The 25439-nt window shown below is 44.1% G+C and carries 18 protein-coding genes and 1 pseudogene; 15 read left to right on the forward strand and 4 right to left on the reverse strand.

What is annotated here, in order from left to right:
* Positions 1 to 12 precede the first annotated feature (12 nt).
* The 3 genes from DP117_RS06115 to DP117_RS06125 form a co-directional block, all read right to left on the reverse strand.
* On the reverse strand, positions 13 to 774 hold the full coding sequence (locus tag DP117_RS06115) for a choice-of-anchor K domain-containing protein (protein ID WP_169217437.1): 762 nt from the start codon (positions 772 to 774) through the stop codon (positions 13 to 15).
* A 541-nt stretch (positions 775 to 1315) separates the two neighbouring features.
* Positions 1316 to 2536: a geranylgeranyl reductase gene (gene chlP, locus DP117_RS06120; RefSeq protein ID WP_169217438.1), complete on the reverse strand. Its 1221-nt coding sequence runs from the start codon at positions 2534 to 2536 to the stop codon at positions 1316 to 1318.
* Positions 2537 to 2866: 330 nt separating this feature from the next.
* Complete coding sequence (locus DP117_RS06125) at positions 2867 to 5020, reverse strand: ATP-binding protein (protein ID WP_169217439.1); 2154 nt, start codon at positions 5018 to 5020, stop codon at positions 2867 to 2869.
* Positions 5021 to 5705: 685 nt separating this feature from the next.
* Here DP117_RS06125 and DP117_RS06135 point away from each other — a divergent pair.
* From DP117_RS06135 to DP117_RS06200, 14 genes are all read left to right on the forward strand, one after another.
* Positions 5706 to 5888, forward strand: coding sequence for a hypothetical protein (locus tag DP117_RS06135; protein WP_169217440.1), 183 nt, complete (start codon positions 5706 to 5708; stop codon positions 5886 to 5888).
* Between the two features lie 203 nt (positions 5889 to 6091).
* The gene (locus tag DP117_RS06140; protein WP_169217441.1) at positions 6092 to 7351 is read left to right on the forward strand and encodes a GNAT family N-acetyltransferase; all 1260 of its coding nucleotides are present in this window, start codon (positions 6092 to 6094) and stop codon (positions 7349 to 7351) included.
* Positions 7352 to 7444: 93 nt separating this feature from the next.
* Positions 7445 to 7948 carry a Holliday junction resolvase RuvX gene (gene ruvX / locus DP117_RS06145; protein ID WP_248277550.1) on the forward strand — a complete coding sequence of 168 codons (504 nt, stop codon included), beginning with the start codon at positions 7445 to 7447 and terminating at the stop codon, positions 7946 to 7948.
* Between the two features lie 140 nt (positions 7949 to 8088).
* Positions 8089 to 8661, forward strand: a complete 573-nt coding sequence (locus DP117_RS06150; protein WP_169217442.1) for a DUF3727 domain-containing protein — start codon at positions 8089 to 8091, stop codon at positions 8659 to 8661.
* A gap of 59 nt (positions 8662 to 8720) precedes the next feature.
* Positions 8721 to 8846, forward strand: coding sequence for a hypothetical protein (locus tag DP117_RS36885; RefSeq protein ID WP_282440257.1), 126 nt, complete (start codon positions 8721 to 8723; stop codon positions 8844 to 8846).
* Positions 8847 to 8904: 58 nt separating this feature from the next.
* Positions 8905 to 9057 carry a hypothetical protein gene (locus tag DP117_RS06155; protein ID WP_169217443.1) on the forward strand — a complete coding sequence of 51 codons (153 nt, stop codon included), beginning with the start codon at positions 8905 to 8907 and terminating at the stop codon, positions 9055 to 9057.
* A 32-nt stretch (positions 9058 to 9089) separates the two neighbouring features.
* Complete coding sequence (locus tag DP117_RS06160) at positions 9090 to 9635, forward strand: YqeG family HAD IIIA-type phosphatase (protein WP_169217479.1); 546 nt, start codon at positions 9090 to 9092, stop codon at positions 9633 to 9635.
* A 339-nt stretch (positions 9636 to 9974) separates the two neighbouring features.
* A complete protein-coding gene (gene proB, locus DP117_RS06165; protein ID WP_169217444.1) occupies positions 9975 to 11084 on the forward strand; it encodes a glutamate 5-kinase in 1110 nt (369 codons plus the stop codon).
* 245 nt (positions 11085 to 11329) lie between these two features.
* On the forward strand, positions 11330 to 14755 hold the full coding sequence (locus DP117_RS06170) for an alpha/beta fold hydrolase (RefSeq protein ID WP_169217445.1): 3426 nt from the start codon (positions 11330 to 11332) through the stop codon (positions 14753 to 14755).
* A gap of 141 nt (positions 14756 to 14896) precedes the next feature.
* On the forward strand, positions 14897 to 16360 hold the full coding sequence (locus DP117_RS06175; RefSeq protein ID WP_169217446.1) for a hypothetical protein: 1464 nt from the start codon (positions 14897 to 14899) through the stop codon (positions 16358 to 16360).
* A 181-nt stretch (positions 16361 to 16541) separates the two neighbouring features.
* Complete coding sequence (locus DP117_RS06180) at positions 16542 to 18116, forward strand: cytochrome c (RefSeq protein ID WP_169217447.1); 1575 nt, start codon at positions 16542 to 16544, stop codon at positions 18114 to 18116.
* A 242-nt stretch (positions 18117 to 18358) separates the two neighbouring features.
* The gene (locus DP117_RS06185; protein WP_248277546.1) at positions 18359 to 20275 is read left to right on the forward strand and encodes a cytochrome P450; all 1917 of its coding nucleotides are present in this window, start codon (positions 18359 to 18361) and stop codon (positions 20273 to 20275) included.
* Positions 20276 to 20709: 434 nt separating this feature from the next.
* Positions 20710 to 21540: an N-acyl homoserine lactonase family protein gene (locus DP117_RS06195; RefSeq protein ID WP_169217448.1), complete on the forward strand. Its 831-nt coding sequence runs from the start codon at positions 20710 to 20712 to the stop codon at positions 21538 to 21540.
* A 42-nt stretch (positions 21541 to 21582) separates the two neighbouring features.
* On the forward strand, positions 21583 to 23784 hold the full coding sequence (locus DP117_RS06200) for a family 1 glycosylhydrolase (protein WP_169217449.1): 2202 nt from the start codon (positions 21583 to 21585) through the stop codon (positions 23782 to 23784).
* A gap of 65 nt (positions 23785 to 23849) precedes the next feature.
* On the opposite strand, the gene DP117_RS06205 is transcribed toward DP117_RS06200, so the two are convergent.
* Positions 23850 to 24053 carry a hypothetical protein gene (locus DP117_RS06205; RefSeq protein WP_169217450.1) on the reverse strand — a complete coding sequence of 68 codons (204 nt, stop codon included), beginning with the start codon at positions 24051 to 24053 and terminating at the stop codon, positions 23850 to 23852.
* A 64-nt stretch (positions 24054 to 24117) separates the two neighbouring features.
* On the opposite strand from DP117_RS06205, the pseudogene DP117_RS06210 reads away from it, so the two are divergent.
* A pseudogene (locus DP117_RS06210) lies at positions 24118 to 25434 on the forward strand (transposase).
* The last annotated feature ends 5 nt before the right edge of the window (positions 25435 to 25439 follow it).

Below are 25439 nucleotides of genomic sequence, written 5' to 3' on the forward strand. Positions count from 1 at the left end.
GTAGACTATATATCAGCCTATTCTTTTTTTCGCAATCAAGGATTTCTTATTAGTAATAAAGTAGATGCCTAGAAGTGATAACCCAACAAAACTTGCTGGTTCAGGAACTTGTTGCGGTGGTGTTACCCGAGTGATTGTGGCATAAATACCTGCCGTAGTTCTCTGATCTTCAATAACGCTAAATTTGTTAACACTTGTATTCCCACCGTCTTGACTAAAACCAATTAAATTCAGTAAATACTCATTCCCATCAAACTTAAAACTGCGAGTGCCAAAGTTGTCCTTGATGTAGACAATATCTGCATCCTCTTCAGGAGAGTTTCCTAAGTTCGGTGTATTCACTAGCTGAAAACCAAAGTTGAAAACTTCGCTGAAAGTATTGGGATTAGTGAATGGTAGAGTGAGCTTTAAAGGTACGGAATCAACGTTTGTATCTCCCTCAACCTTGCCATTGTAATACTCTAAATCGCCTATTTTAAACAGCGAACCAACGTCATCTGCGGAAAAGGAATTTCCAGTAAAGGTTAGCTGATTTGCAGCAGTTCCATAGTTGTTCTCACGATCATCTGGACGAGAACGTCCCCAAGTAAATTTGTTCGTTTCCACCCCAGAAAAAACGGGTTCGGTATTGCTCCCTGGATCAGGTGTTCCCCAGATACCACTCGAATTGCCTAAAAAAGTTAGACCCTGAGCTTGACTGGAAAAACCCAGTGCTGTAAGAAAAGTCACAATAGAAGTTGATAAAACAGTAGCAAAAACTGAACTTAGTTTCATAGCTAGGCTTTCACTCCTATCCAGGAGTTAGTCTCAAATAAGTACCCAGTCCACATTAGTAAATCTATAAAAGATTTGCCAATAAATTCATCAAGTTTTCATGAAACCTTTGTATAAACTTTGCAAAATTTTCTTCAACCAAAGTTATTTGAAAATTTTGTATAACGACCTTATTCTAAGGGTTTCACAAGATAATTAGTATTAAAAATAAATGATATAATCTAAAAGATATTAGTTTGTTTTTAAAGAAAATAAAGATTCGTATATTATGTGCATTGCAGATGAAAGTGAACAGTTATCTGTTATCAATTTAATCAGATTTTTTTGATTTATCCACGAATTAATTCATGAACAATTTGCTGACTTTTTCGTTGATTGTCAATCCGTACAAATACTATATGTAATATATAAATTTGTGGATGACATGAGAACTACTTACAGATAACAGGTAACTGTTCATTGTTAAAGTGACGCAGAAGAGCGGAGTTTTTTGAGAACTTAAGCCCGTCTGTTTGTCACTCAGCAGGTTTGCGTGTTCCTTTTATGGAGCAAGGGCGTTACCGCGAAGTAAGCTACCAATCGTCTTGGCAGTAATTTTCATCTGAGTGATGGGATTAGCTGGTACAACTGTCTTGTAGAGATAGCTGTCAAAAGTGAGCCTTTGAACATCGCGATCGCCACACATTTCTACAAAAGCTTCACGGGTGGCATCAGAACGATAAAATACGGTTTGCAGAAGGTCTAAGACCTTGTAAGTGAGTCCGTATTTCCGATCCCAGCGCTTCAAGTACACTTTGAGATCAGCCTCTGTAGGAATGCGGCTACCACCGTTGGACATTTCTACGATTGTTTCAGCACACATCCGTCCGGACTTCGCAGCAAAATAAATGCCTTCACCAGACGATTTCGTCACATAGCCAGCAGCATCACCCACCAAAGCGATTCTTCCGACAACGCGACGGGGACGAGGATGTTCTGGGATGGGGTGTGCTTCTACTTTGATAATTTGACCACCAATGAGTTTACGAGCTGCACGGGCACGAATGCCAGCTTGCAATTGTTTAATGCTCGCTTTATTCACGTGCATTGTACCAGTGCCGACTGCGACGTGGTCGTATTTCGGGAACACCCAAGCGTAGAAGTCAGGGGACACATCGTCACCGACATACATTTCCGCGAGGTCTTCGTAGTAGACCATTTTATCTTGGGGTAGGCGAATGCGTTCTTGGAAGGCGATCGCATAATTATAATCTCCAGCATCCATTTCTTTGGCAATGCGGGAATTTGCGCCATCTGCCCCAATAATCAGATCAACTTTTAGAGTTTTCGCAATACCCTGAGCACCACCTTCTGTATGATCTAGGTAATTAATGGTGTAGGGGTCTGTATTGTTAGTGGGAAAATTGAGTTTATGAACAGTGGCATTGATTAAATTAGCCCCCAGTTTTGCCGCACGGTTCCGCAGGTAACCATCCAGCACCTCACGGCGGCACATTCCTATATATTCAGCTTCGTTTACTAGATTGATATCAACCTCACGATTAGAGGGCGAAATCATTTTCATCTTCCGCACTTGACGATCAATGATATCCGGCGGCAAGTCAAATTCACTCACCATACACAGGGGAATTGCACCGCCACATGGCTTAGCATTGTCTAGCTTGCGTTCAAAGAGGTAAGTTTCGATTCCAGCTTTGGCAAGCGTTTCTGCAGCTGATGAACCTGCTGGGCCCGACCCAACAACAGCAACCCGTAGTGTCAAAGGTTTTCTCCCAATCTTGACATTTACCGAAAGAATGGTATCACGCTCTTTTGGCTAATTTCGCGCTCTCGCTGCGAGATTTGATAGAAATGCAATGTTCCTTAATATTTCGCAAGAGTGTGACGCAGCAATTCTGGTTGCAGCTTTGGAGTCATATCATGTCCACCTAATGACAAATTAATTCAAAACTCTCCGCGTCCGGTGTGTCCGGTGTGTCATCCCTTCTTATAAGTGTTCATTCGGACATGATATAAGCAGGGGGAACACTCCTGACGGGCGTGAGTTCTTTCGTGTTAAAGTGAAATGGTATTAAATAGCACTACAAGTTTATTAACCAGCTATCCCTGATTGTGAAAGCGGCACAATGATGAGAAATGTTGTTCCTTGAACTGGGTTAGAACTCACTTCAATTTTGCCTTTATGCTTCTGAATAATTTGATAACAAATCCACAGTCCTAAACCAGTCCCTTTACCTACAGCTTTTGTCGTGAAGAAAGGGTCAAATATTTTATCTTTAAATTTTGACTGTATTCCCAAACCATTATCAATAATGTTGATGCAAACACATGGAATAGAGTTTTTCTCAGAGCTAACAAAAGTCCTAATTTCAGTTTGAATTATAATTGTAGGAGTCGGCAATCCTTCTTTTACAATTGCTGACTTCTTCTTTTCCATTTTCTCCTCTAAAGCATCTATTGCATTGCTCAGTATATTCATAAATACTTGATTGAGTTGTGCCGGATAGCACTCAACCAAGGGTAAATTCCCATATTTTTTAATAACTTGAATTCCCTCTTTAATGCGATGATTGAGGATTAATAAAGTGCTGTCAATTCCTTCATGGATATTTACAGCTTTCATTTCAGCTTCATCAAGACGTGAGAAATTTCTTAATGATAAAACAATATCTTGGATACGTTGAGCACCCATTTGCATTGAAGACATGAGTTTGGGTAAATCCTCACGGATAAAATCAATATCCATTTCACCGAGTTGGTTTTGAATAACAGCACTTGGTTGTGGATATTCGTTTTGGTAAAAAAACAGTAATTTCAAAAGTTCTTCCGTGTACTGTTTAGCATAAGTTATATTGCCAGAGACAAAATTGATAGGATTATTTATTTCATGAGCGACTCCTGCTACCATATTACCCAGCGAAGACATTTTTTCAGTCTGAATTAATTGTGCTTGAGTTTGCTGAAGTTCGTTTAGTGCTTGGCTGAGTTGTTCATAAGCTTGATTCAATTCCTGATTTTTTTGCAGAAGTTGCTGAGTCCGTTCTTGAACTCGTTTTTCTAAAGTTTGTCGTGCTAACTCTAATTGCTTGGTATATTCTGCAACTCTGCTAATGAGGCTGTTGAGAGAAGTTGCTAATATCCCCATTTCATCATAACTACTCACAGGAATTTGCAAATCAAAATTTGATTCTATTGTGACTTTTTGCGCGACTTGAGCTAAAGCTAATACAGGGTCAGAAATTTTTCGGGCTATCTTCCTACCAATAAAAATTGTCAGCAGACCTTTTAATACAAAAAAACCCCATAGTGCTAACCACAAAAACTGTAGTTTTTTGTTCAAAGCAAAAAGTGACTTCAACACTACAACAGTAAACAAAGTATTGCTCAAGCCTGGAAGAGTTACTCTTTTAGCTAAGTAATCTTCACCCGCAATGATCAGACGTTGTGGCGCTTGGAAAGCTAAGGGTAATTCCCAATGAGTTTCACAAGCTTCTGGTAAAGTAGAAGCATAAACACATATTAAATCTTGGTTATCTAATATTGCTGTTTTGTCTATGTTGAATGCAACAATATGTTCGCTGTTTGTAGTATCTAGGTGTTGAAACAATTCTTGTTTAATAACAATACCAATTTCAATTGCGCCAATCACTTCTTCTTTGAACTTAACAGGTGCTAGTCCAACAAGAACTGACTGCATTTGTCCTTTTGTCGTAGAGAAGTTAATGACATCCGAAGGATACAAACCGCTCAGTGCTTGAGAAAAGATTCTTTTATCTTCTAGAATTGAATTTTCTAATTCTGGCTGTCCTAAATCCAGCAGAACGCCGCCATTTTGATTAACAATTTTGAGTATATCAAGTTCTAAAGTTGTTTTTTGTGGTAATAGCAACTTCAGCAGTGGTAAAGTATTTGCCTGCTTGAGTGCGAGGCGCACGTCATCTCGATCTGCCATCAACTGTACCCAAGAACTTAACTGCTGTTTTTCTTTATACAATTCTTGCAAAACTATTGAAGCAGTTGTCTCCATAGATGATGTTATTTGCTGTTCCATTTGATCACTAAACCAAAAAGCAAAGCTAATCACCAATACCACCATAATGCTGAAGAACACCAGAAGAAATGGCATAATTATCCTCTGGCTTAAAGCCAATTTTGCGTAACTGGCTTGTAACTTTACACCTCGTCCCACAGTTCTTAGGTTGACCTGTTGCTCTACTGTTTCGTTGAAGAAGCGGTTAATTGACATTGTTTCTATAAGAATAAATCAGCAACAGTTACCTAAATCTACATGGTTTATACTATAAAAACTCAACTTTTGCCGCTTGTATTGAAGAGATCAGTGGTTTGAGATTGTGTATCTATTAATACTATTTTCTCATAAGTTGCGGTCTGCAAGAACAAAAAGAATCATTGAAGTCTGGGTTTGTTAAACGAACTGTGATTGGGTAGGTTAAGTTCGGACAATCGCGAAATATCCCAACGAATACAAAAGTTGATAGTAGAAAGATAAGTCAGATTTGCCCGAGCTGTGGAACCCAAACAGGCAAAAAGGATTTGTCAGAACGTGTTCATGTATTTGAAAATTACGGCGACACAACTGATAGGGATGCCGCAGCCCGCTCAAGTCGTCCTAAATCCCGTCCTAAATCCAGGGTGTGCAGCCAGCCGTCGAGCAGACAACCAAGATGCAAAGCAGGAGGGTAAGTTCACAAGAACCCCTATAATTCAAGAATCCCACGGCTGTTAAACATCCGCTTGCTATAGTTTAACAGCCGTGGGAATTAAAATTTTGCAACATTCTTTCTGCCATACATTAAACTTCATTGCGAAGTAAGAAGATAAGCAAAACAACGTGATAATTATTGGTAATGTGCAGTGACAACCGGAAAAAACTAAAGGAGAACACAGTGGTAACGGAATCAAATTCCTTAATGAGCACAAATACAGTACGTGATGATTTTAGTGAATATGTTGCTCATCTACAGCTTCACATGGCTCTGCAAGCTCGCAATCTGGTTCCACCCCTAAAGCAGTCTTTGGAAGACAGCAGGGAGCAGTTACTCCATCAAACACAAGCTCATTTTGAAAAGTTAGTTTCTCGTAGAGCAATTTAGTTCGAGTCAGATGTCATATTAAGTTCATGTTAAGATCGAGTAAAATAGAAGTAGATTTTGTGAGGAGAAAGCTCATACTGTTCTCGTAGAATCTGGCTTTTCATTTTCAAGTTACGAAAATCACCCTTTTGACTCAATAGAAAGTCGCCCAAAGCCGTTAAGATTATTGCAGCAGTTCCTTTGACCCAGTTATTACAAGCTGAATGGCGGCTCGAATGAAAATGACTTCATTACTTCAGCGAAATCTTAGCGTTATTATCCGACCAGTCCAATATCGGGACTTGGACGTCTTGGAGCGCCTAACTCAAGAGTCATTCGCAGCCCAAACCCCCAAGGGAGCCTGTGATGCAACGCGGCAGATGCAATGGCTGCGCCGGTGGTATGGATTACTCAAGTTTGTGAGTTGGTTTCCTAATCCATTACGGTATCGTTTTTGTGCATATGTAGCAGAACAAGGGCGTACCCTTTTGGGGATGATTCAAATATCACCTTTCAACCGCACTCGTAGCACCTGGAGGGTTGACCGCGTGATGCTAGAGTGTGGGATCGAGAAACAAGGAATAGGCTCACAGCTTTTACGCTATTGCTTTGAATCAATTTTAGAAGCTCGGACTTGGCTTTTAGAAGTCGATGTCAACGACAAAGATGCATTGGCGCTTTATCGCAAAAATGGGTTTCAGCGCCTAGCAGAAATGACATACTGGGAAATAGAACCAGAGTTACTTCAAGAATTGGCGAAATCACAACCAGACTTACCGAATCTGTTACCAGTGAGTAATGCTGATGCTCAGCTGCTTTATCAACTTGATACGGCATCAATGCCACCATTGGTACGGCAAGTGTTTGACCGTAACGCTGATGACTTTAAAACAAGTCTGTTTGGCACTTTGACAGAAGCAATCAAGCAGTGGGTGACGAAAGTAGAAGTCGTAAGTGGTTACGTTTTTGAACCTCAACGCAAAGCAGCGATCGGCTATTTTCAGGTGCGACTAGATCGTAAAGGTCAACAGCCCCATGTGGCAACCTTGACAGTTAACCCAGCTTATACCTGGTTGTATCCAGAGTTACTATCTCAATTAGCTCGAATAGCACAGGATTTTCCTCCACAGGCTTTACAACTCATCTCAGCAGACTATCACCCAGAGAGAGAAGAGTATTTGGAGAGAATGGGTGCAGCTCGTATAGAGCACACTTTAATGATGTCTCGCTCAGTGTGGCATAAACTGCGGGAATCAAAATTCGTATCTCTAGAAGGAATTCAATTACCAGAAATGTTGCAAGGTTTACAACCAGCACGTAAACCCATTCCTGGTGGTATGTCATGGGTACAACCAGGACAGCCAGTGTCACCAGACAGAAAAGCACAACCGAATACGACAAAAGAAACTGTTGTATTTTTGCGCAATAACTGTAGCATGGAAGCATCTAGCCAGCAAGAGTCGGCAGATGCACAACAGGAGTAGTTCGTAGTGGTTTTTAAACAAGGACAAACAGACAAACAAACAAGCGAAGAAACAGACAAGGGGATAGAAGGACAACCTTTTGCTTTGTCCTCTCTGCCATTTGTCGCTTCCTCACCACCTCCTCATCCAGAGAAAAAGCAACAGCAGAAGCTTATTTCTGCTTTAGGGTTAGACGTTGGGCGCAAACGTATTGGTGTGGCAGGGTGCGATCGCACTGGTTTGATAGCAACTGGTATCATGACCATAGAGCGCACCTCATTTGAGCGGGATGTGGAGCAAATGCGACAACTGATCAATGAGCGGCAAGTGCAAATTTTAATTATTGGGTTACCTTATTCTATGGATGGTTCTTTAGGGTTTCAGGCTCGTCAAGTGCAGAAATTTGCGACAAAACTTGCCAAGGTTCTCAAACTACCTCTAGAATACGTTGATGAGCGATTAACCTCATTTCAGGCAGAGCAGATGCTTATAGCAGAGAATCGCTCGCCCTCTCGTCATAAACCCTTAATTGACCGTAAAGCAGCATCTCTCATCTTACAACAATGGCTGGATACAAGACGCTCTCGTTTAAAAGACACATTGGTTTCGGCTGATTGATGCAAGCTTTTGACATGATATTCTAAAATGTATTAATCAGTTTTGCTTTTATTTTGATTAATAATATCTGTTAAAAGAAACAATCACTGCTATTCTGACAATTGCTAGTAGTTTTTAGTAAAAAAATCAATATCTCGGCTATGTTTTCCTCAGACTTCCCAGAAGAAAATGATCAGACTCGTACTGGTTCTATCACTTTGACTGATGACAAAGGCAGAACACTCGAATGTTACATTGAACATTCACTCACCGTAGATGGTCAAGAATATGTTTTACTGCTTCCTGTTGACTCACCAATAGAGATTTTTGCTTGGCAAGGTGAAGAAGAAGAAGAAGAAGCTATTTTGGTAGAAGATGAAACGATCATTGACCAGATTTTTACAATCGCCCAGGCTGTTCTTTCTGAGCAAAATTTGCTTTTGAAGCATACAGCTTATGCTCTGACTGTTGCAGGTGAGTTACCACCAGTCGAAGAGTCAGAACTTTTTACCCTAGAGATTGAAGACGAAGGAGCAGATTTAGAGCCAGAGCAATTACAATTGCTATCGAGCTTTTACCACGACGAACAGGAGTATGCAATTTACACTCCCCTCGATCCACTCCTGTTTTTCGCACGAATATCTAAAACTGGTAAACCAGAATTGCTCTCCCCAGAAGAGTTTCGCCAAGTCCAACCGCTGTTGGAAGAACATTTGTTTAATGAAGTCGAGTAAAAAAAATCCAAATGAAAAATTAGAAAAATAAAAGATTCTAATTTTGAATTAGGAATTTTATGATCATCTTGTACTTGGATGAATTGTTGGCAAAATTCACACAAGCACTCATTCATTTTGGCTTTTCTACCATTTACCATTTGATTTTGCACATGGCGCTCGTTGGGTGTAGTGAAGTAGAATAAGCACACCCAGCCCTCGCGCTCAAAGCAGGTGCAATAGCAGATAACAAAGGAAAAATGGGTGCAAATTCAAATCTCTCCAGGAACGGGTTTACAGAAAATCAGTCTTTGTTTAGAAAAGACTGGTTTGATTCGTTCGCCCATTTCTGAGAAAATCGCACAGCTTTGCGCCCTCGCCCAAAAAAACATTTGGCTGGGAGTGTTCTTTGTTTGAAGCCAATGAGTAATGACTAATGACTAATGACTATGCGCTGCAACAATCTCCTAGAGCCTAACTTAATTTTAGAAGGTTCAGTGTTGAACCTCACACCAGACATGATCCAAAAATACGGGCTAGAGGGGCTAGTGTTGGATGTAGATGAAACATTAGTACCCATTAGAGTCGCATCAGCCTCTGTAGAATTGCAGCAGTGGGTAGAACAAATGCGCCCTTTTGTCAAGTTGTGGTTAGTGAGTAATAACCTGAGTGAAACCCGGATTGGTGGAATTGCGCGATCGCTCAATCTACCTTACTTCCTGGGTGCTGCCAAGCCTTCAGGACGTAAAATTCGAGAAGCACTCAAAGCAATGAATTTACCCGTACACCAGGTAGGGATGGTGGGGGATCGGTTATTTACTGATGTTTTAGCAGGTAATCGTTTAGGAATGTTTACGATTTTGGTAGAACCGATCATTCATCCAGATGTTGCTCTGCGTTCCCATCCGATACGCAACTTTGAAGTTTGGATCTCTGAAATTCTCGGTGCTTCGATTACTCCTAAAACAAAGAGAGTTACAAAAGTTGATAAATAGTCAGGAAAGTAAATCTAAAGAAAAAATAAAAAAAACTTTGTTTCAAATAAAAACCTGCAATCATAATAAGTATAAATAACAAAGGGGTCAGCCAAAATAAAGACTCCAAACAATAACAAGTCAGTATAAAAAAGTGAAGCGTCAGCCTCAACATTATAGAGGGTCTGGCGCTTCACATTTTAGCAACGACGAAACCATCTCTGACTGATATAAAGAAGAATTCACCAAGAAAAAACGAAGGTGTCAGCAGCCAGAATATGTCCTGCGTGTACGCACAAGGGACATAATTGAATTTGTAGCTCGTAGGCGGATGAGTAAAAGGGTTTAACAAAAGAACTCATGACTAAAACAATTGTCGTCAAAATTGGTACGTCCAGCCTGACTCAACCAGAAACCGGACAACTGGCACTTTCCACAATTGCGACTTTAGCAGAAACTCTTTCACATCTGAGACGACAGGGGTACAAAATCATTTTAGTATCCTCTGGCGCTGTAGGAGTTGGTTGTGGACGGCTAGGTTTAACAGAACGCCCCAAGGCGATCGCCCTCAAACAAGCAGTTGCAGCAGTCGGGCAAGGCAGGTTAATACGGGTATACGATGATTTATTTACGACACTGCAACAACCAATTGCCCAAGTTTTGCTCACCCGTAGTGACTTGGTTCAGCGCAGTCGTTACCTTAACGTTTACAACACATTTAGGGAATTACTCGAACTAGGAGTCATTCCAGTGGTCAACGAAAATGATACAGTCGCAGTTGAGGAACTGAAATTTGGGGACAATGACACCCTGTCTGCCCTCGTTGCTAGCTTAGTAGAAGCAGATTGGTTATTTTTGCTCACCGATGTTGATAGACTTTACTCAGCCGATCCCCGTTCTGTACCTGATGCGCAACCTATAGCTTTAGTGAGCAACATCAAAGAGTTAGCACAATTACAGGTACAAACAGGTACACAAGGTTCCCAATGGGGTACTGGTGGTATGGTGACCAAAATTTCTGCAGCACGAATTGCGATTGCTGCTGGTGTTCGCACCGTCATTACTGAAGGACGATATCCCCATAATATAGAAAAAATTTTACAAGGCGAAGCCATTGGCACTCACTTTGAGGCGCAACCAGAACCAACTTCTGCTCGTAAACGTTGGATAGCATACGGTTTGGTTCCTGCAGGCAAACTTTATTTGGATGAGGGAGCAGTGCGAGCAATTTCTGGTTCTGGCAAATCGTTGTTAGCTGCTGGTATTACCGCAGTGGAAGGAGAATTTGACACTCAAGAAGCAGTACAGCTGTGCGATCAAAACGGTCATGAAATTGCCAGAGGATTGGTAAACTACAACAGCACTGAACTACAAAAGATTCGCGGACGCCGTTCCAGTGAAATTCCCGCTATCTTAGGTTATGTTAACGCGGAAACCGTGGTTCATCGGGATAATTTGGTTTTGACGTAGGAATTGTATTCCTTAAGCAACAAGTCTTGCTCTCCCAAAAGTGCATAAGTTGTTTTTGCTAACACTTATATAGGAATACAGAAGGAAAGTTCTCCAAGCTTAACTTCTGTTACGGAAATATGTAGGAAAAACACATTTTCGCACTTTTGTCAATGCTTAAGTCTTAGCAATCAAAAACTAGAGTTTGATAGTCCTTTGAGAACAAGGCTATTAAGCAATTGTTAGTATCCCAAGGGATGAATACAATGACGCGTTTATCAAGCCCGATTGAAAATTTAAAAAATCACTATACAGTTGTTGTGATTGGCTCCGGATATGGTGGTGCGATCGCCGCTTCACGCTTAGCACGCGCCGGACAGCAGGTATGTGTGCTAGAGCGAGGTAAAGAATTTCAACCCGGAGAGTACCCAGACACCGAGGTAGAAGCAGTTTCCGAAATGCAGGTAGACTTACCTCAGCAGCATATTGGTTCACGTACAGGCTTGTATGATTTTCACGTTAATAAAGATATTAATGTATTTGTTGGGTGTGGGTTAGGTGGCACATCGCTTGTCAACGCCAATGTGTCGTTACAAGCCGAACCTCGCGTCTTTGCTGATCCGCACTGGCCTCAAGGGTTACGCGATGATGTAGATACCTTATTGGCACAAGGGTACCGTCGTGCTGAGGAGATGCTCAAACCCACGCCGTATCCCCAAGATTTTTCGCCCTTGCCAAAGTTACAAGCATTGGAAAAGAGCGCGAAATACTTAAATGAAAATTTTTATCGACCACCCATTAATGTCACTTTCCAAGATGGAGTCAATCATGTGGGTGTAGAACAAAAGAAATGTAATCTCTGTGGTGATTGCGTGTCTGGCTGCAATCACAAAGCAAAAAACACTGTTTTGATGAATTACCTGCCGGATGCCAAAAACCACGGCGCAGAAATTTATACACAAGTTTCCGTGCGGCGAATTGAACGGCAGGACGTGAGCGCATCTCCTTCGCAGAAGGCTCGCTGGCTGGTTCACTACCAATTGCTCGACTCAGGACGCGAGAAATTTAATGCTCCAACTTTGTTCGTCAGCGCTGATATTGTTATTTTGGCTGCAGGTACCCTTGGCTCTACAGAAATTCTCCTGCGGTCTGCCGCTCATGGTTTACCTGTGTCAGAGCAGTTAGGAAATCACCTTACCGGTAACGGTGATGTGCTGGCATTTGGTTACAACACTGATCAAACCATTAATGGTATCGGTTTTGGTAGCCGTCCCGCAAAGGACATGAAACCCGTAGGACCTTGCATCACCGGAATTATTGATATGCGGGAACAGCCGCAGTTAGATAACGGCATGGTTATTGAGGAGGGTTCTATTCCTGGTGGAATCTCGTCCTTACTCTCTGTAGCCTTTGCTAAAGCAGCCAAGCTGTTAGGTAAGGATACAGACACCGGCTTTGCGGACCTTGTCAAAGAACAAAAGCGCGAATTAGAAAGTTTACTGTTTGGACCATACAAAGGAGCAGTCAAGAACACTCAAACCTACTTGGTTATGACCCATGACGATGCGAATGGTCGGATGTACTTGGAGAATGATCGCCTGCGTATCGACTGGGACTATGTAGGCAAGCAACCCATTTTTGAGCGCGTGAATAACCGTCTAGTGGAAGCTACGATACCTTTGGGTGGTACCCAAATTCCCAACCCCATTTGGAGCAAACTGTTCCAAAAAGACTTGATTACCGTACATCCTTTAGGTGGATGCACCATGGCAGAAGACGCTGAACGGGGTGTTGTCAACCATAAAGGACAAGTGTTTTCTGGCAGTCATGGTACAGCAGTTCATGACAGTTTTTATGTTTGCGATGGCTCAATCATTCCTCGTTCTCTTGGCGTTAATCCCCTGCTGACCATTTCAGCAATAGCAGAACGATGCTGCGCTTTGATTGCCAAAGACCACGGATGGCACATTAACTACGATTTACCCTCGACTCCCGTAACACCGCAGCTACCACTGCGACCGGGGATTGAGTTTACTGAAACAATGCGCGGTTACTTTTCCACTCAAGTGAAAGAGGACTATCAACGTGCAGCACACCAAGGGAAGCAGGATAGCTCAGAGTTCGAATTCACGCTTACCGTCATCTCCCACGATTTGGAGAAAATGCTCACCGATGAGAACCACAAAGCCAGAATAGTTGGTACTGTCGCTGCATCAGCTATTTCGCCTGAAGCATTAACAGTTTCCGATGGAGAATTCAACCTGTTTATCATCGACCCAGAGCAGGTCAATACTCGGCGAATGGTCTATCGGATGAAAATGACTGCGGAGAACGGTAAAGTTTATTACCTTGAAGGCTTTAAAGTCGTACGAGATGACCCTGGTATTGACTTGTGGGCAGATACTACCACACTGTACATCACTGTGTATGACGGCGACAGTATTGACAGTCCCGTCTTGGGTCGGGGAATTTTGAAGATTCAACCAGCAGATTTCATGCGTCAAATGTCTACATTGCGGATAACCAATACTGATAGTGTTGAGCAACGGCTCAAAGAAACTGCTCGCTTTGGACGTTTCTTTGCCGGAATCTTGTTTAACACTTACGGTGGAATATTTGCCCCCTCGAAGGTATTCAATGCAGACGCTCCACCCCGCCGAAAGCGACCCCTGCGGATGGCAGCTCCCCAGGTTCATTTCTTCAAGACCAGTGACGGAGTGCAACTACGACTAACCCGGTATCAAGGCGGAACAAAAGGACCAGTTATCCTAGCTCCGGGCTTTGGCACTTCTACCTTGGCATTTTCCATCGATACCGTGGAGACAAACCTCCCGGAACTTTTGTATGCTAACAACTATGATGTTTGGCTATTTGATTATCGTGCCAGTGCCGACCTAGCATCTGCCACTACCCAGTTTTCGGCTGATGAAATAGCGCTTTACGATTGGCCGGCAGCAATTGACCAAGTGCGTGCCCTAACTGGAGCTCAAACAGTTCAGGTTGTAGGTCACTGCGTCGGTTCCATGTCCTTCCTAATGGCTGGACTGGCGGGTCTAAAAGGAGTGCGTTCGGCTGTTTGCTCCCAACTAACCACCCATCCTAGAGGTCCAGCTTTAAGCGAGATCAAAGCGGGTTTGCGTCTAGCTTCATTTCTGACGGTGCTAGGGGTAGAGACCCTGACCCCAGATTTTGATAAGGGTGCCGATTGGCAGGATCGGCTTTATGACAAGGTTTTAAAGCTGTATCCTACCAACGAGCGCTGCAATAGTCCTGTTTGCCGACGCATTCTCTTCATGTATGGAGAAGTGTACAAGCACGAGCAACTGAACGAAGCGACCCACAATGCCATCCACGAGATGTTTGGGCCAGGTAATATGACCTTCTTCAGACATATCTCTCTCATCCTGAATCGAGGGCACATTGTTAACAAGCATGGTCAAGATGTCTACCTACCTCACCTGGAACGCCTAGCCATTCCCATTGCTTTTATTCACGGTGCGGAAAACGACTTTTTCCTGCCTGAGGGTTCGGAAATCACTTACAAGTTGTTGCGCGAGAAAAATGGCAGCGATTTGTATGTGCGCCACGTCATTCCTCATTACGCGCACATGGACTGTTTCATGGGCAAAAACGCGGCAATGGACGTTTTTCCCACCATCGTGACAGAACTAGACAAGTTCAATCAGTCTTGAAAAATTAACTGATGCAGAAACCGGATTTGTTTGAGAAAAACGCTTGTTACAGTTTGGAGTCTGTTTCGGTGAAACCCGGTTTCTTTGCCTGTTGTGCATTAGTCCTACCCAATTCTCAGTCCAATCTTGAGGCAACTTCAAATGAGTGAGATTAATCAGCTAGTCAGTGAACCACTATCATCGAGTGCGAAGCAACACCCTGGTCTAAAAGAGCTATTTCGCTACCCGTTGATGGAAGCAATTGTTGAGCGACGGACCCGCAGATTAGCCCGTGGTACCTCGATTTCGGCAGGCGAACTCAGCTATAGCAGCGAAAATGAGCCAGACCCCCTCAGTCCCCTGGAACAGGCGATTTTGATTGTCGCCACGGGGATGACTGGAATCACAACCCACGATGGACCTCTGTATAAACCTGAAGGCGGTAAGGAACTGGGAACTCCCTTTCTCAACATACCTGCCCGATCAGGCAGTAGCGCTGACAATTCTCAAGCGACCTCCTTTTTCATGATCGACGACGAAGGCATCTGGCTGATTAAGCGGCTCAAGGGTCGCGAGGCGCTAGAAGCCCTCGGCAATTTACCTCCCAAATGGGAGGATTGGTCAGAAGAACACTGGCTGAAAGCTGCTGCTGCACTCAAGCATCAAATCAGCGATCGCCGCTTGGATTTCCCGCGCATTTATCCCTACTACCTTGGCTGGAATAAGCAAATTTCTAACCTTCCGGGTACAACCATCTTTTTCCCAGTGGTCGATTGTACCCGTCAATACATTAATGTTCTGCTGATTCTGCTTTCTGAACCTGACGGTCAACGACCACTGTTTATGGATGACTGGCAGAAGTTTCGCCCCAGAAGTTGGGCAGATTGGTTAGCTTGGGTAGGAATGCACCTGGGACTAACTCCCAAGATTCCCTATCAACCTATCGGCGGAATTGAGAGAATTCAAGGTGGTTTTGTCAATCCTAACAACACCGTCCCCTTGGGGCTTGCCCACACGATGCGTACCGAACACGAGTGCTTCTTTATCTTGCAGAATTTGATGCTCATCGGTCAGGCAATGGGCTTGGGTGGCTGGGTGCATGGGTCAGTCTTCCAGCCCTACATTCTAGAACGCAATTCCGCCAAAGAGTGGTATGGTCTAGGCTTCCGTATGGAAAAACCTACTCCTAAGAACAGTCGTTGGTCACCGCCACCCGCTTCTCAACCTAACCCCGTGGGTATTGATGGCTTGCTAGAAGGGCTATGTCCGCCCTATGTTCAGTCTATGGATGAGGCTGTTGATCGGGTCATTGAGGACAAGTACGGTAGCCAAGGAGCCTATGGAGACAAGGAAGTGTTTGCTCGCTCTTACAGAGCGATGGGAAGTGCAGAAGGTTTCCTACGGCACGCCGAACCCCACTCCAAGGAAACGATTCAGTACACCAAAGATATCTGCAACTATATCTACGAAACCTATGGTCGCTTTCCAGCACACATTGATGCCTTCCATGTTCCTGGCATCTGGCTCCAGTTTTCCCACTTAGAGTTGGAGTACTACCAGAAATTCTACGATCCGGCTCTGTTCGATCGTCAAGCTCAACATTCGGAGCTTTGGGGTAAGCACTAACCGTCGGATTTGGGACTTTGCACCGCAGTTCCTCCTTGGGGAAACCACCAAGACCTCGGCGACTACCACCGGACTGGCTCACCGCAAAGCGTCTACAGTATGACAAGTTGGCTGTTTGACTGCAACTTGGTATCAAATACCACATTAAGTGACTGTCCTCACGCTTTTATTAGGGTCAACTATGCTAAAAATCATCCGTATTTCTGCTATATCCCTCATTTCTCTGTTACTGGTGCTGACCTTTGGATTTTTGTTCTTTGAATTAACTTGGGTCAAACCAGAATTTAGATCCCCAAAAGAGGCATTTTTACACGGGAGTATCGGCACTGAGTTAATGCCCTTGCCAGTTTTTCAAGTTCTTCCCGATCTGTTTCGCGATCAATTTCAACCAGCAGGCAAAGACGCAGGAGATTGGATTCAGCAGTTCGGATTTGTCAGGGGCAAGCCGGACGAGAACGAAGGACTACCAGTGGGTTTTAGCCTTTCTAACTATCGTCCTCAATCTGGAGGGTCCTCCCCTGTGAAATTCGTAGGCTTTAGCTGTGCGTTGTGTCACACATCCAAGATCAGAAGGTTTGAGGGAGATGAGGGCGTCGTAGTCACTGGAATGGGAAGTACCTCTCTAGACTTGTTTGCATGGCTCGACGCTGTTAAAACGTCCCTTCTTGATGAAAAGCGTCTCACCCTAGACAACATTGTGCAGGCTTATGAAACTAAGTACCAAAAACCTTTAGGAGTTATTGAGAAGACTATGATTGGTTTTTGGTTGTTGAATGCTAGGCCGTTAATACAGGCTTCACTGCCTAAATGGGATGCTCCTTATAGTGGCAAAGACCTGAGAAACTCTGAGTTTGAACCCAATGGTCCTGCCCGCACCCAACCTTTCAAAGAATTGGTACATTTTGTTATGGATCGCCCCGCCGCGTCGGACAGGTCTTTTTCCAAACTCCCGTCCTTGTACGAGCAGAAAAATCGTCAGTGGGCGCAGTATGACGGTAGCATCAGAGATAGTCTCAGTCGCAGCGTGCTTGCTGCCGTGGCAGCAGGAGCCACCCCTAATAACTTAGTAGTGCCAGAAATTTCTCACAATGTTGTCCAAGCCAATGAATATACGGTGAACTTACAGGGACCCAAATATACAGAGGTATTCAAAAACCAAGGCATCCAGCTTGATGCACAGAAGGTAGAACGCGGTCGTGCTGTCTTTATGCAGCATTGCAGCACTTGTCACGGGTATCGCAATCTTGAAGATGGCAATTGGGTGAAAGGAGAACTTCAAGGTCTGATTACGCCGATCGAGGAAATTAAAACCGATTCACAACGACTTAACTATCGTTATTATAAGGAGCTGCCCGATGCTGTTGAGGTTTACTTTTCTGATACTAACCCCTTAAAGCCTAAGCGAGAAAACATCAGACCGGGACCTCTAGGAGACACCAAAGGTTACATAAATGCTCCCCTGGAATCAGTTTTTGCCCGCACTCCATACTTGCACAATGGTAGTGTCCTGACATTGGCAGAGTTAATTAATCTCAAACCTCGTCGAGAGATTTTTTATCGGGGAGAAAACCTTTACGACTCGGTTGATGTCGGTTTGGCTTCACCCACTGAACCAGATGAGAAACACTACTTTACATTCGATACCGATGCTAAGGGCAACTCTAACAAAGGGCATGACTATCCTTGGCCTTATCGGGGAACTGGTTGGGACAAGGCCGCTCTAGAAGATTTATTGGAGTATCTAAAGACACTTTAAGATTTTTGGGTAGCTCAGGCTAATAGCTAATGGCAGAAAGACAATGAACAACAGGACTTACGTACAGGCATGAAAGAAGCGGGGTTTATGCCTAGAAACTCACAGAGAAAACCAATGTTTTTCGTAAAAAAAGTGGTCGATTTGTCAGTTCTAACAAATAAAAATTAGCCAGTGGCTATTAGCAATCAACATCATTCACCTATTTACTTCCAACAGACTTCAAAAACTTCAGGGATGAACAAATGGCAATTACTAAAGCAAGAAAAAATATTTCCATTGATGAATTTGCCAATACTTACGTTGTTTTTGGAATTCTAATTATTGCAGTTTTATTAGCACCCGAACTTTCCCAAAACTTGAACTTCTACCGTTCTCTTTACTCATTTTGGGCTAGTATTGTGCTATTGATTCCAGCAATTTGTTTGTATATATTGCCTGGAGAGTCAGAAAAAACGTACAAGTATTGGCTACTATTATGGACGTTTAGCTTTTTGGCTTATTTAGTTCATTCATTCTACGATCTGTTTGTCATAGATGGCAGTCTCAAAGAGACTTTTGCAGCTTTTGAAGCTATGATTGCTACGAGCAATTTAATTCTAATATTATGGTGGGGATTGGATGTAGGTTTAGGATGGTTTAGTGCTTCTCAAGCAACCTGGATTAAAATCCAAAGAATCGGAGCGCATATTTACATTGAGTTGAGCTTCCTGGTAGCCACTCTGATTCTGCAACAGGGATTTACCCGCGCTTTGGGAATCATATTGGCGGTCGCTGTTGTGATCAGCTTACTCGTTCGAGTTAAAAAGACCCTTAATGGTAAAGATAGAGAAGAAAACACCGACAATAAGCCCCTGCCGCCCGGTTCCTTGGGTCTACCCCTGATTGGGGAGACTATTGCTCTGGCCTGGGATATCCATAGCTTTTACCGGCAGCGCTTTCAAAAGTACGGTCCAGTCTTTAAAACCCACCTGTTCGGCAAACCCGTCATCGCCTTTATCGGTCCGCAAGCTTTTACCTTCTTTCTTAATCAGGAATATTTCACTCGTAAGGATGCCAATCCTCACCCGATACAGGAACTGTTCGACTGGGATTCCCTGCCCTTGTTGGACGGTGACGAACATCGCCGCCGGAAACGCCTGATTCTCCAGGCTTTTACTCCGCAGGCTTTCGACAAATACATACCCCTCATAGAGCAGACTGCCACTTACTACCTTGAGCGCTGGGAACAGCTCGGCAGCTTTGCCTGGTTACCTGAATACCGGAAGCTGGGGGCTTCTCTGAGTAATGCTCTGTTTGCCGGTGCATCCCCTGATACGCCAAGTGAAGCCGTGGGAGAAATCATGGACACTTTTATCAAAGGTTTCTCCACAGTACCAATTAACCTGCGTTGGAATGCCTACGGACGGGCGCTGCAAAGCCGTGACTGGTTGCTCGATTACGTCGCCCAGGCGATCCGTCACCACCGTCAGCAACCTCAGCAAGATATACTGGGAGTACTGTTAACAGCGCATGGTGAGGATGGTACCACCCTCACCGACGAACAGCTAGGCGGCGAGGTCATGCACCTCTTATTTGCGGCTTATTCAGGTTTTTATGTCGTGCTCACCTTGCTCTCCCTAACCCTGGCTCAACATCCGGAGATTATGGCACGCGCCAGGGAAGAAGTCCGCCAACACGTTCCCGATGGCTCTCTGAATATGGCGCGGTTGCAGCAGCTGGTATATCTGGAGCAAATCACTTATGAACTCCGCCGCTTTTATCCCATCAACGCTGCCACTTTTTTCGCCACAGTCAAGAAAGACTGCGAGTTTCAAAACTTCCGCATTCCGAAAGGTTGGGGCGCAGTCGCCGGAATCCATACCACCATGCATATTTCCCAAATCTTTCCCGAACCGGAACGTTTCAAGCCTTGTCGCTTTGCTCCGCAAAACTTGACAGCGCTACCGGAAAACAGCTATGTACCGCAAGGCGCAGGACCAAAAGACGGTCATCGCTGCGCTGGCGAAGACATGATTACTGTGCTGCTCAAGGTAATGGCGGTGCATTTGCTGCGTCGCTATACCTGGGAACTGCTGCCGCAGAATCTGGAATTGAACCGGGACTTGTTTCCAACCCCGCGTGATGGGTTGAAGGTACGGTTTGATATTTATTCAACCTGAACATTCCAAGCGGGCGATTATTTAAAGGAGTAGTGCTGTGAATATCGTGAATATGTTTATCTGGCTGAGCGCCATCGTCTTGCTGCTATACCTTTTAGTAGTAGCGAATTCGGTGCGGCTAGTAATTGCGCCGAAGCGGCCAGGGCTGTGGACTAACCTCAAGCAAGAGCTGGGGTTGAGCTATAAAATTTCTTGCCCAGGATGGGATACGCCTGAACGGCTGGTTCATCTCTACAACGCAAAGTATCTAGGTCAGTAGGATAAATGCAACAGATGTATCCGCCGACCGTCTGATCTGTGCTTGTGTTGCAAAAGCTTACGCTAGCAGAGTGAAAAATACTGAAATAGGCGCGATAGATCAGAGACTGTTGCTAAAGAAAATCTGATCCCGCCAGAAAACCTAATGACTTTAACCACCAAAGTGTAAAGTAACAATGCGTATTCATGCTGTTCAAAGCGGACTTGTAACAATCAAAAACTGTCAGTGCCACGGCAAAGGTCGTGGAACAATGCGTCTGGTCAATACGATTCTTGACCGGACTTGGACTGAGCCTTTACCTATTTATAGCTGGGCGATTGAGCATCCAGAAGGGATTATCTTAGTCGATACGGGGGAAACTGCACGCGCCATGGAACCAGGCTACTTTCCTTGGTGGAACCCCTATTTTCAAATGAGCATAAAACCATGTGTACAACCTGAAGATGAGGTTGGTTTTCGGTTGCGAGCCTTGGGGATCGAACCCAACGATGTACGCAAGGTCATCCTGACCCATCTGCACACAGATCATATTGGTGGTCTGCACCATTTTCCCAACGCAGAAATTATTCTCTCTCGTAGAGAGATCGAGCTGACTGATGGTTGGCGCGGACAGCTAAGAGGTTATTTGACCCACCGTTTGCCAGAGTGGCTATCCCCTCGCTTGATTGATTATGAACCAAAGCCAATAGGACCTTTCCCAGAGAGTTTCACGCTGACAAAGGCTGGAGATGTCTTCTTAATTCCTACAGAAGGTCATACTGGAGGGCATTTATCAGTGTTGGTGCAAACTGATGGGCTATCTTTCTTTTTTGCCGGTGATGCCTCTTACACTCTGCAACTGTTGTTGGATCAGATTGTTGACGGCGTTGCTCAAGATGAGGAAACATCTCGAGAAACCCTAAAGCGTATTTTGCAGTACGTGCAAGAATTTCCCACAGTCTATCTTCCTAGTCACGACCACGGTGCAGCTCAGCGCTTAGCGGAGCGCACTATTGTATCAGTTTAACTATATTTGCACTTTAAGTATCATCTCAAAAGGAGTTACCTCATGTCGAACTTCTCACCCTTAAGCAAATCATTTCTGTTCGGTGTTGCCACCGCCGACCACCAAGTTGAAGCCTACGACCCACGCTATCGAGACATTCGAGATGAATGGGAGGAACGCCGTGGTCTCACAGCACGCGGTCGTGCAACTGATTTTTGGAACCGCTACGCCGAAGATATTGCCCTTGCAAAGTCTCTTGGTTGTAAAGCATTCCGTTTTTCTCTGGCTTGGTCGCGGATAGAACCGCAACCTGGAGAGTTCAATGAAGAAGCCTTTGACCACTACCGGGAACTCATTTCAACTATCCGGTCACATGGCATGGAACCAATTTTGACGCTGCACCACTTCACTCATCCTCTGCATGTGGAAGGACGAGGCGGTCTGATTGCTGAGAATTTTCCGACAATGTACGCTAGTTACGCAACTGAAGTTGCTAAGCGTTTTGGCAATTTAGTGCGCTACTGGATTACTTTTAATGAACCAAGTCAGCTGATCTACGGCTACGTGAAACCTTGGTGGGAAAGAGCATACTTTATGCCCCCCGGTTTGCCAAGAGGTGCATCGATGGGACAGCAGATGAATGCTGTAGGTGATTTGATGCGAAATTTGTTTGTGGCACACACCAAAGCCAGAACTATCATCAAGCAGTTCAATCCAAATGCACAGGTAGGAGCAAACCCCATGCTTCTAGGTTTACCCCTGTGGTTGCAAAGAATTGTAGATTTCAATGTGACGCGTCTGCGCAGTAAAGAAGACTTAGTTGCTCAAGGCAAACGCTTTACAGAGCGTGCAATGCTTGACAAAGGGCAGGTAGACATGCTTATTGCTACCTTGACTGTAACCGAGGAACGACAAGAGGAAGTGGCGTTCTCGGAGGCTTATTACATAGCAGAACAAACCCTGCTTGTGAAGTCTGAAAGTTCAATTCAACACCCTCAAGATTTGACTGGTCAAACGGTGGCAGTGGTTAAAAGTACGACTGCTGAAATGATGGTGGAGCAACTGCTTCCCTCGGTCAGTGGTGTTAAAGTCTTGCCGAATTATCCAGAAGCACTCAGAGCCCTGGACAACGAACAGGTGAGCGCGATCCTGTCTGATGACACGATTCTGTTAGGACTAATACAGCAATATCCAGGACAGTATCGCTTGCTGAATGATAAGCTTTCTCAAGAGCCTTATGCTGTAGCTGTTGTTAAGGGCGATCGCGAATTGCTCAACCAAGTAGACATAGCAGTCAGACAATTCAAGGAATCTGGAGCTTGGGCAGACAGCTTCTCTCGCTACTTCCCCAGTCAACCCGTGCCACCAGAACCCCCACGCTTAGGTAGGCGCTCCACCTTAGGTGACATTACTGGTCGAGACGTTGGACGCCCAATTATACCTGACCAACCCTTGCCCAAACGCCTACTCAGTCGCATTCAAAAGCGGGGTTACTTGATTGTTGCTGTCAAAGATAATGTTCCTGGCTTTGGTTACCGCGATCCTGAGGCTGGGAAATACAGCGGCTTAGAAATTGATCTGGCTCGTGCTGTAGCACAACAAATTTTTGGCGATCCAAACAAAGTCATGTTTCGTCCCGTTAAAAGTGAAGAACGTCTGCCCTTGCTGCACTCTATGCTGAGAATCTTTGACCCCATCCAGAAGATTTTTAGCATTCTCTCAACGTCGCTGACGAGTAACTGGTGGCATCTTGGCATGGCTGGGAAATTGCCAACATTTCTCTGTCCTCAAGAGTGCGTCGGTCAACAGGATTTTGTCGGATTTGACTACTACTGGGGCATCAGCAATTTGCGCATCAACCGCATCAAGCAATTAATGGATGCAGCCGTTGGGCGCTATGCTAATGCGCCAGTCTGGTCTGGTGTCTTATACGACATGCTTAAGTTTCACGCCAAGCTGTTCCCTGGCAAAGAGATTTTGATTGTCGAGAATGGCTGCGTTGATGTGGCAGATAGTACAGTCAAGCGAGAAGACTACATCCGCCAGCATATGCGTGAAGTGCAACGCGCTTGTCACGAAGGTGTGAATGTGAAAGGTTACATGTGTTGGAGCATGACCTCTAACCGTGAGTGGGGTCTGAAGTTTGACCACCACAGTGATTTTGGATTGTATCACATTGACCTAGATACTGACCCAGACCTGCAGCGCCAACCTACTCATTCAGCACAGATTTACCAAGAGATTATTGAGAAACGTGGTGTTTAGCTTGTTCGCCGTAAGCCCCGCACCATAGCTGTACTCAGCTTGGTGTCGGGATATAAGGCGGGGAATCAAGTCGCATCTCCCGACCTATGTTGACTGTCAGTTAACGCGGGAGTGGAGACAGCGACTTGATTCCCTATCTCTGGAGTTGGTAACGAATCAATGAAGTCTTCAAGTATTTGAGTCATAGTCTTATCTTTCCAAGCTGAATACCAGCGCAACTTGTTTAATCTGCGTTCGGAGATTCTTAAATTCAATGCTTTATTTTTCATGGCTGCCTACACAACGTATTTGCGTTTATGCTATCATGTTTATAACAAAGGAGGTGAGAAACAAGTGAGAACTTCATACCAGTACAAACTACGTCCAACAAAACAACAAGCTGTTGAAATAGATAGATGGCTATCAATGCTTGCAGCGCAATATAACTATTTGTTGGCGGATAGGTTCCATTGGTATGAGCAAAATCGTTGTCCAATCAACGCTTGCCCACTTGTTTGTCACTTCGGTGAATTACGAGAGAACCCAGATTATTACTCTCAAAAGAAAACGTTACCCAGCCTTAAAAAGACTCATCCTCATTACGGTGAAATTCATTCACAAGTATTACAAGATGTGGTCAAGCGAGTAAAAATAACATTTGACCGTTTTCTAAGTGGAGATAGTAATGGAAAGAGAAGTGGTAGACCTCGGTTTAAGTCTCGTGACCGTTACCGGACTTTTACCTATCCACAGATAAAGGATGATTGTATTCAAGGTAATTTGATAAATCTCCCAAAACTAGGGAAAATCAAAGTTATCTTTCATCGCCCAATACCAGATGGATTCAAGGTAAAAACTGCTTCTATCACGAAAAAAGCTGATGGTTACTATGTAACTCTGAGTCTAGAAGACCTAACTGTTCCAACAGTAAAACCAGACATTAATCCTGATTTGATAACAGGTATTGACCTTGGTTTAAAGGAATTTCTAACAACTTCCGAGGGTGAAACAGTTGCTATTCCTCAACACTACCGCAAATCTCAGAAGCGATTACGTGTTATTCAAAAACGTGTTTCTCGAAGAAAGAAAGGGAGTAAACGTAGGCAGAAAGCCATTAAACAACTGGGTAAGCAGCACAAAAAAGTTGCGGATAAACGTAAGAATTTTCACTTCAAAACAGCAAAACAATTGCTGTCAAAACATGATGTTGTAGTTCATGAAGACCTCAACGTTAAAGGGCTTTCAAAGTCCAAACTAGCTAAATCTGTACATGACGCTGGATGGTCAAGCTTCTTATCAATACTATCAAACAAAGCCGCAAAGCTCGCCGGAGAGAGTACTCTCCCCGGCAGACTTTGCGAAAATGCTGGTTTGCTAATTGTAGCTGTAAATCCTAAAAACACATCGCAAGATTGCTCTAGTTGTGGTATTAAAGTTCCAAAAAAACTGCATGAAAGATGGCATTCTTGCCAATGTGGTTGTTCGCTAGACCGTGACCATAATGCAGCGATAAACATCAAAAATAGCGCAAAGTTGGAGCGGAGGCTTCCTCCGATCCAAGCTTTGTAAGAGAGAGCGGTAGGGCATTCCGTTCTTTCTAAAGCCAAGAGCCTCCTAAGCGATAGCCGGATTGTCTTGGAAGCCTACACTGTACTCGAAGAGTCAGTGTAGGAGTA

This window comes from Brasilonema sp. UFV-L1, from assembly GCF_012912105.1.
Classification (GTDB): Bacteria; Cyanobacteriota; Cyanobacteriia; order Cyanobacteriales; family Nostocaceae; genus Brasilonema.

Excerpts from the sequence above, each read along its gene's own strand:
- DP117_RS06170 (WP_169217445.1), top strand. The coding sequence starts at position 11,330 with ATGACGCGTTTATCAAGCCCGATTGAAAATTTAAAAAATCACTATACA.
- DP117_RS06200 (WP_169217449.1), top strand. The coding sequence starts at position 21,583 with ATGTCGAACTTCTCACCCTTAAGCAAATCATTTCTGTTCGGTGTTGCC.
- proB (WP_169217444.1), top strand. The coding sequence starts at position 9,975 with ATGACTAAAACAATTGTCGTCAAAATTGGTACGTCCAGCCTGACTCAA.
- DP117_RS06150 (WP_169217442.1), top strand. The coding sequence starts at position 8,089 with ATGTTTTCCTCAGACTTCCCAGAAGAAAATGATCAGACTCGTACTGGT.
- DP117_RS06160 (WP_169217479.1), top strand. The coding sequence starts at position 9,090 with ATGCGCTGCAACAATCTCCTAGAGCCTAACTTAATTTTAGAAGGTTCA.
- DP117_RS06125 (WP_169217439.1), bottom strand. The coding sequence starts at position 5,020 with ATGTCAATTAACCGCTTCTTCAACGAAACAGTAGAGCAACAGGTCAAC.
- DP117_RS36885 (WP_282440257.1), top strand. The coding sequence starts at position 8,721 with ATGATCATCTTGTACTTGGATGAATTGTTGGCAAAATTCACACAAGCA.
- DP117_RS06140 (WP_169217441.1), top strand. The coding sequence starts at position 6,092 with ATGGCGGCTCGAATGAAAATGACTTCATTACTTCAGCGAAATCTTAGC.
- DP117_RS06195 (WP_169217448.1), top strand. The coding sequence starts at position 20,710 with ATGCGTATTCATGCTGTTCAAAGCGGACTTGTAACAATCAAAAACTGT.
- DP117_RS06205 (WP_169217450.1), bottom strand. The coding sequence starts at position 24,053 with ATGAAAAATAAAGCATTGAATTTAAGAATCTCCGAACGCAGATTAAAC.
- DP117_RS06175 (WP_169217446.1), top strand. The coding sequence starts at position 14,897 with ATGAGTGAGATTAATCAGCTAGTCAGTGAACCACTATCATCGAGTGCG.
- DP117_RS06115 (WP_169217437.1), bottom strand. The coding sequence starts at position 774 with ATGAAACTAAGTTCAGTTTTTGCTACTGTTTTATCAACTTCTATTGTG.
- DP117_RS06180 (WP_169217447.1), top strand. The coding sequence starts at position 16,542 with ATGCTAAAAATCATCCGTATTTCTGCTATATCCCTCATTTCTCTGTTA.
- DP117_RS06185 (WP_248277546.1), top strand. The coding sequence starts at position 18,359 with ATGGCAATTACTAAAGCAAGAAAAAATATTTCCATTGATGAATTTGCC.
- DP117_RS06135 (WP_169217440.1), top strand. The coding sequence starts at position 5,706 with ATGAGCACAAATACAGTACGTGATGATTTTAGTGAATATGTTGCTCAT.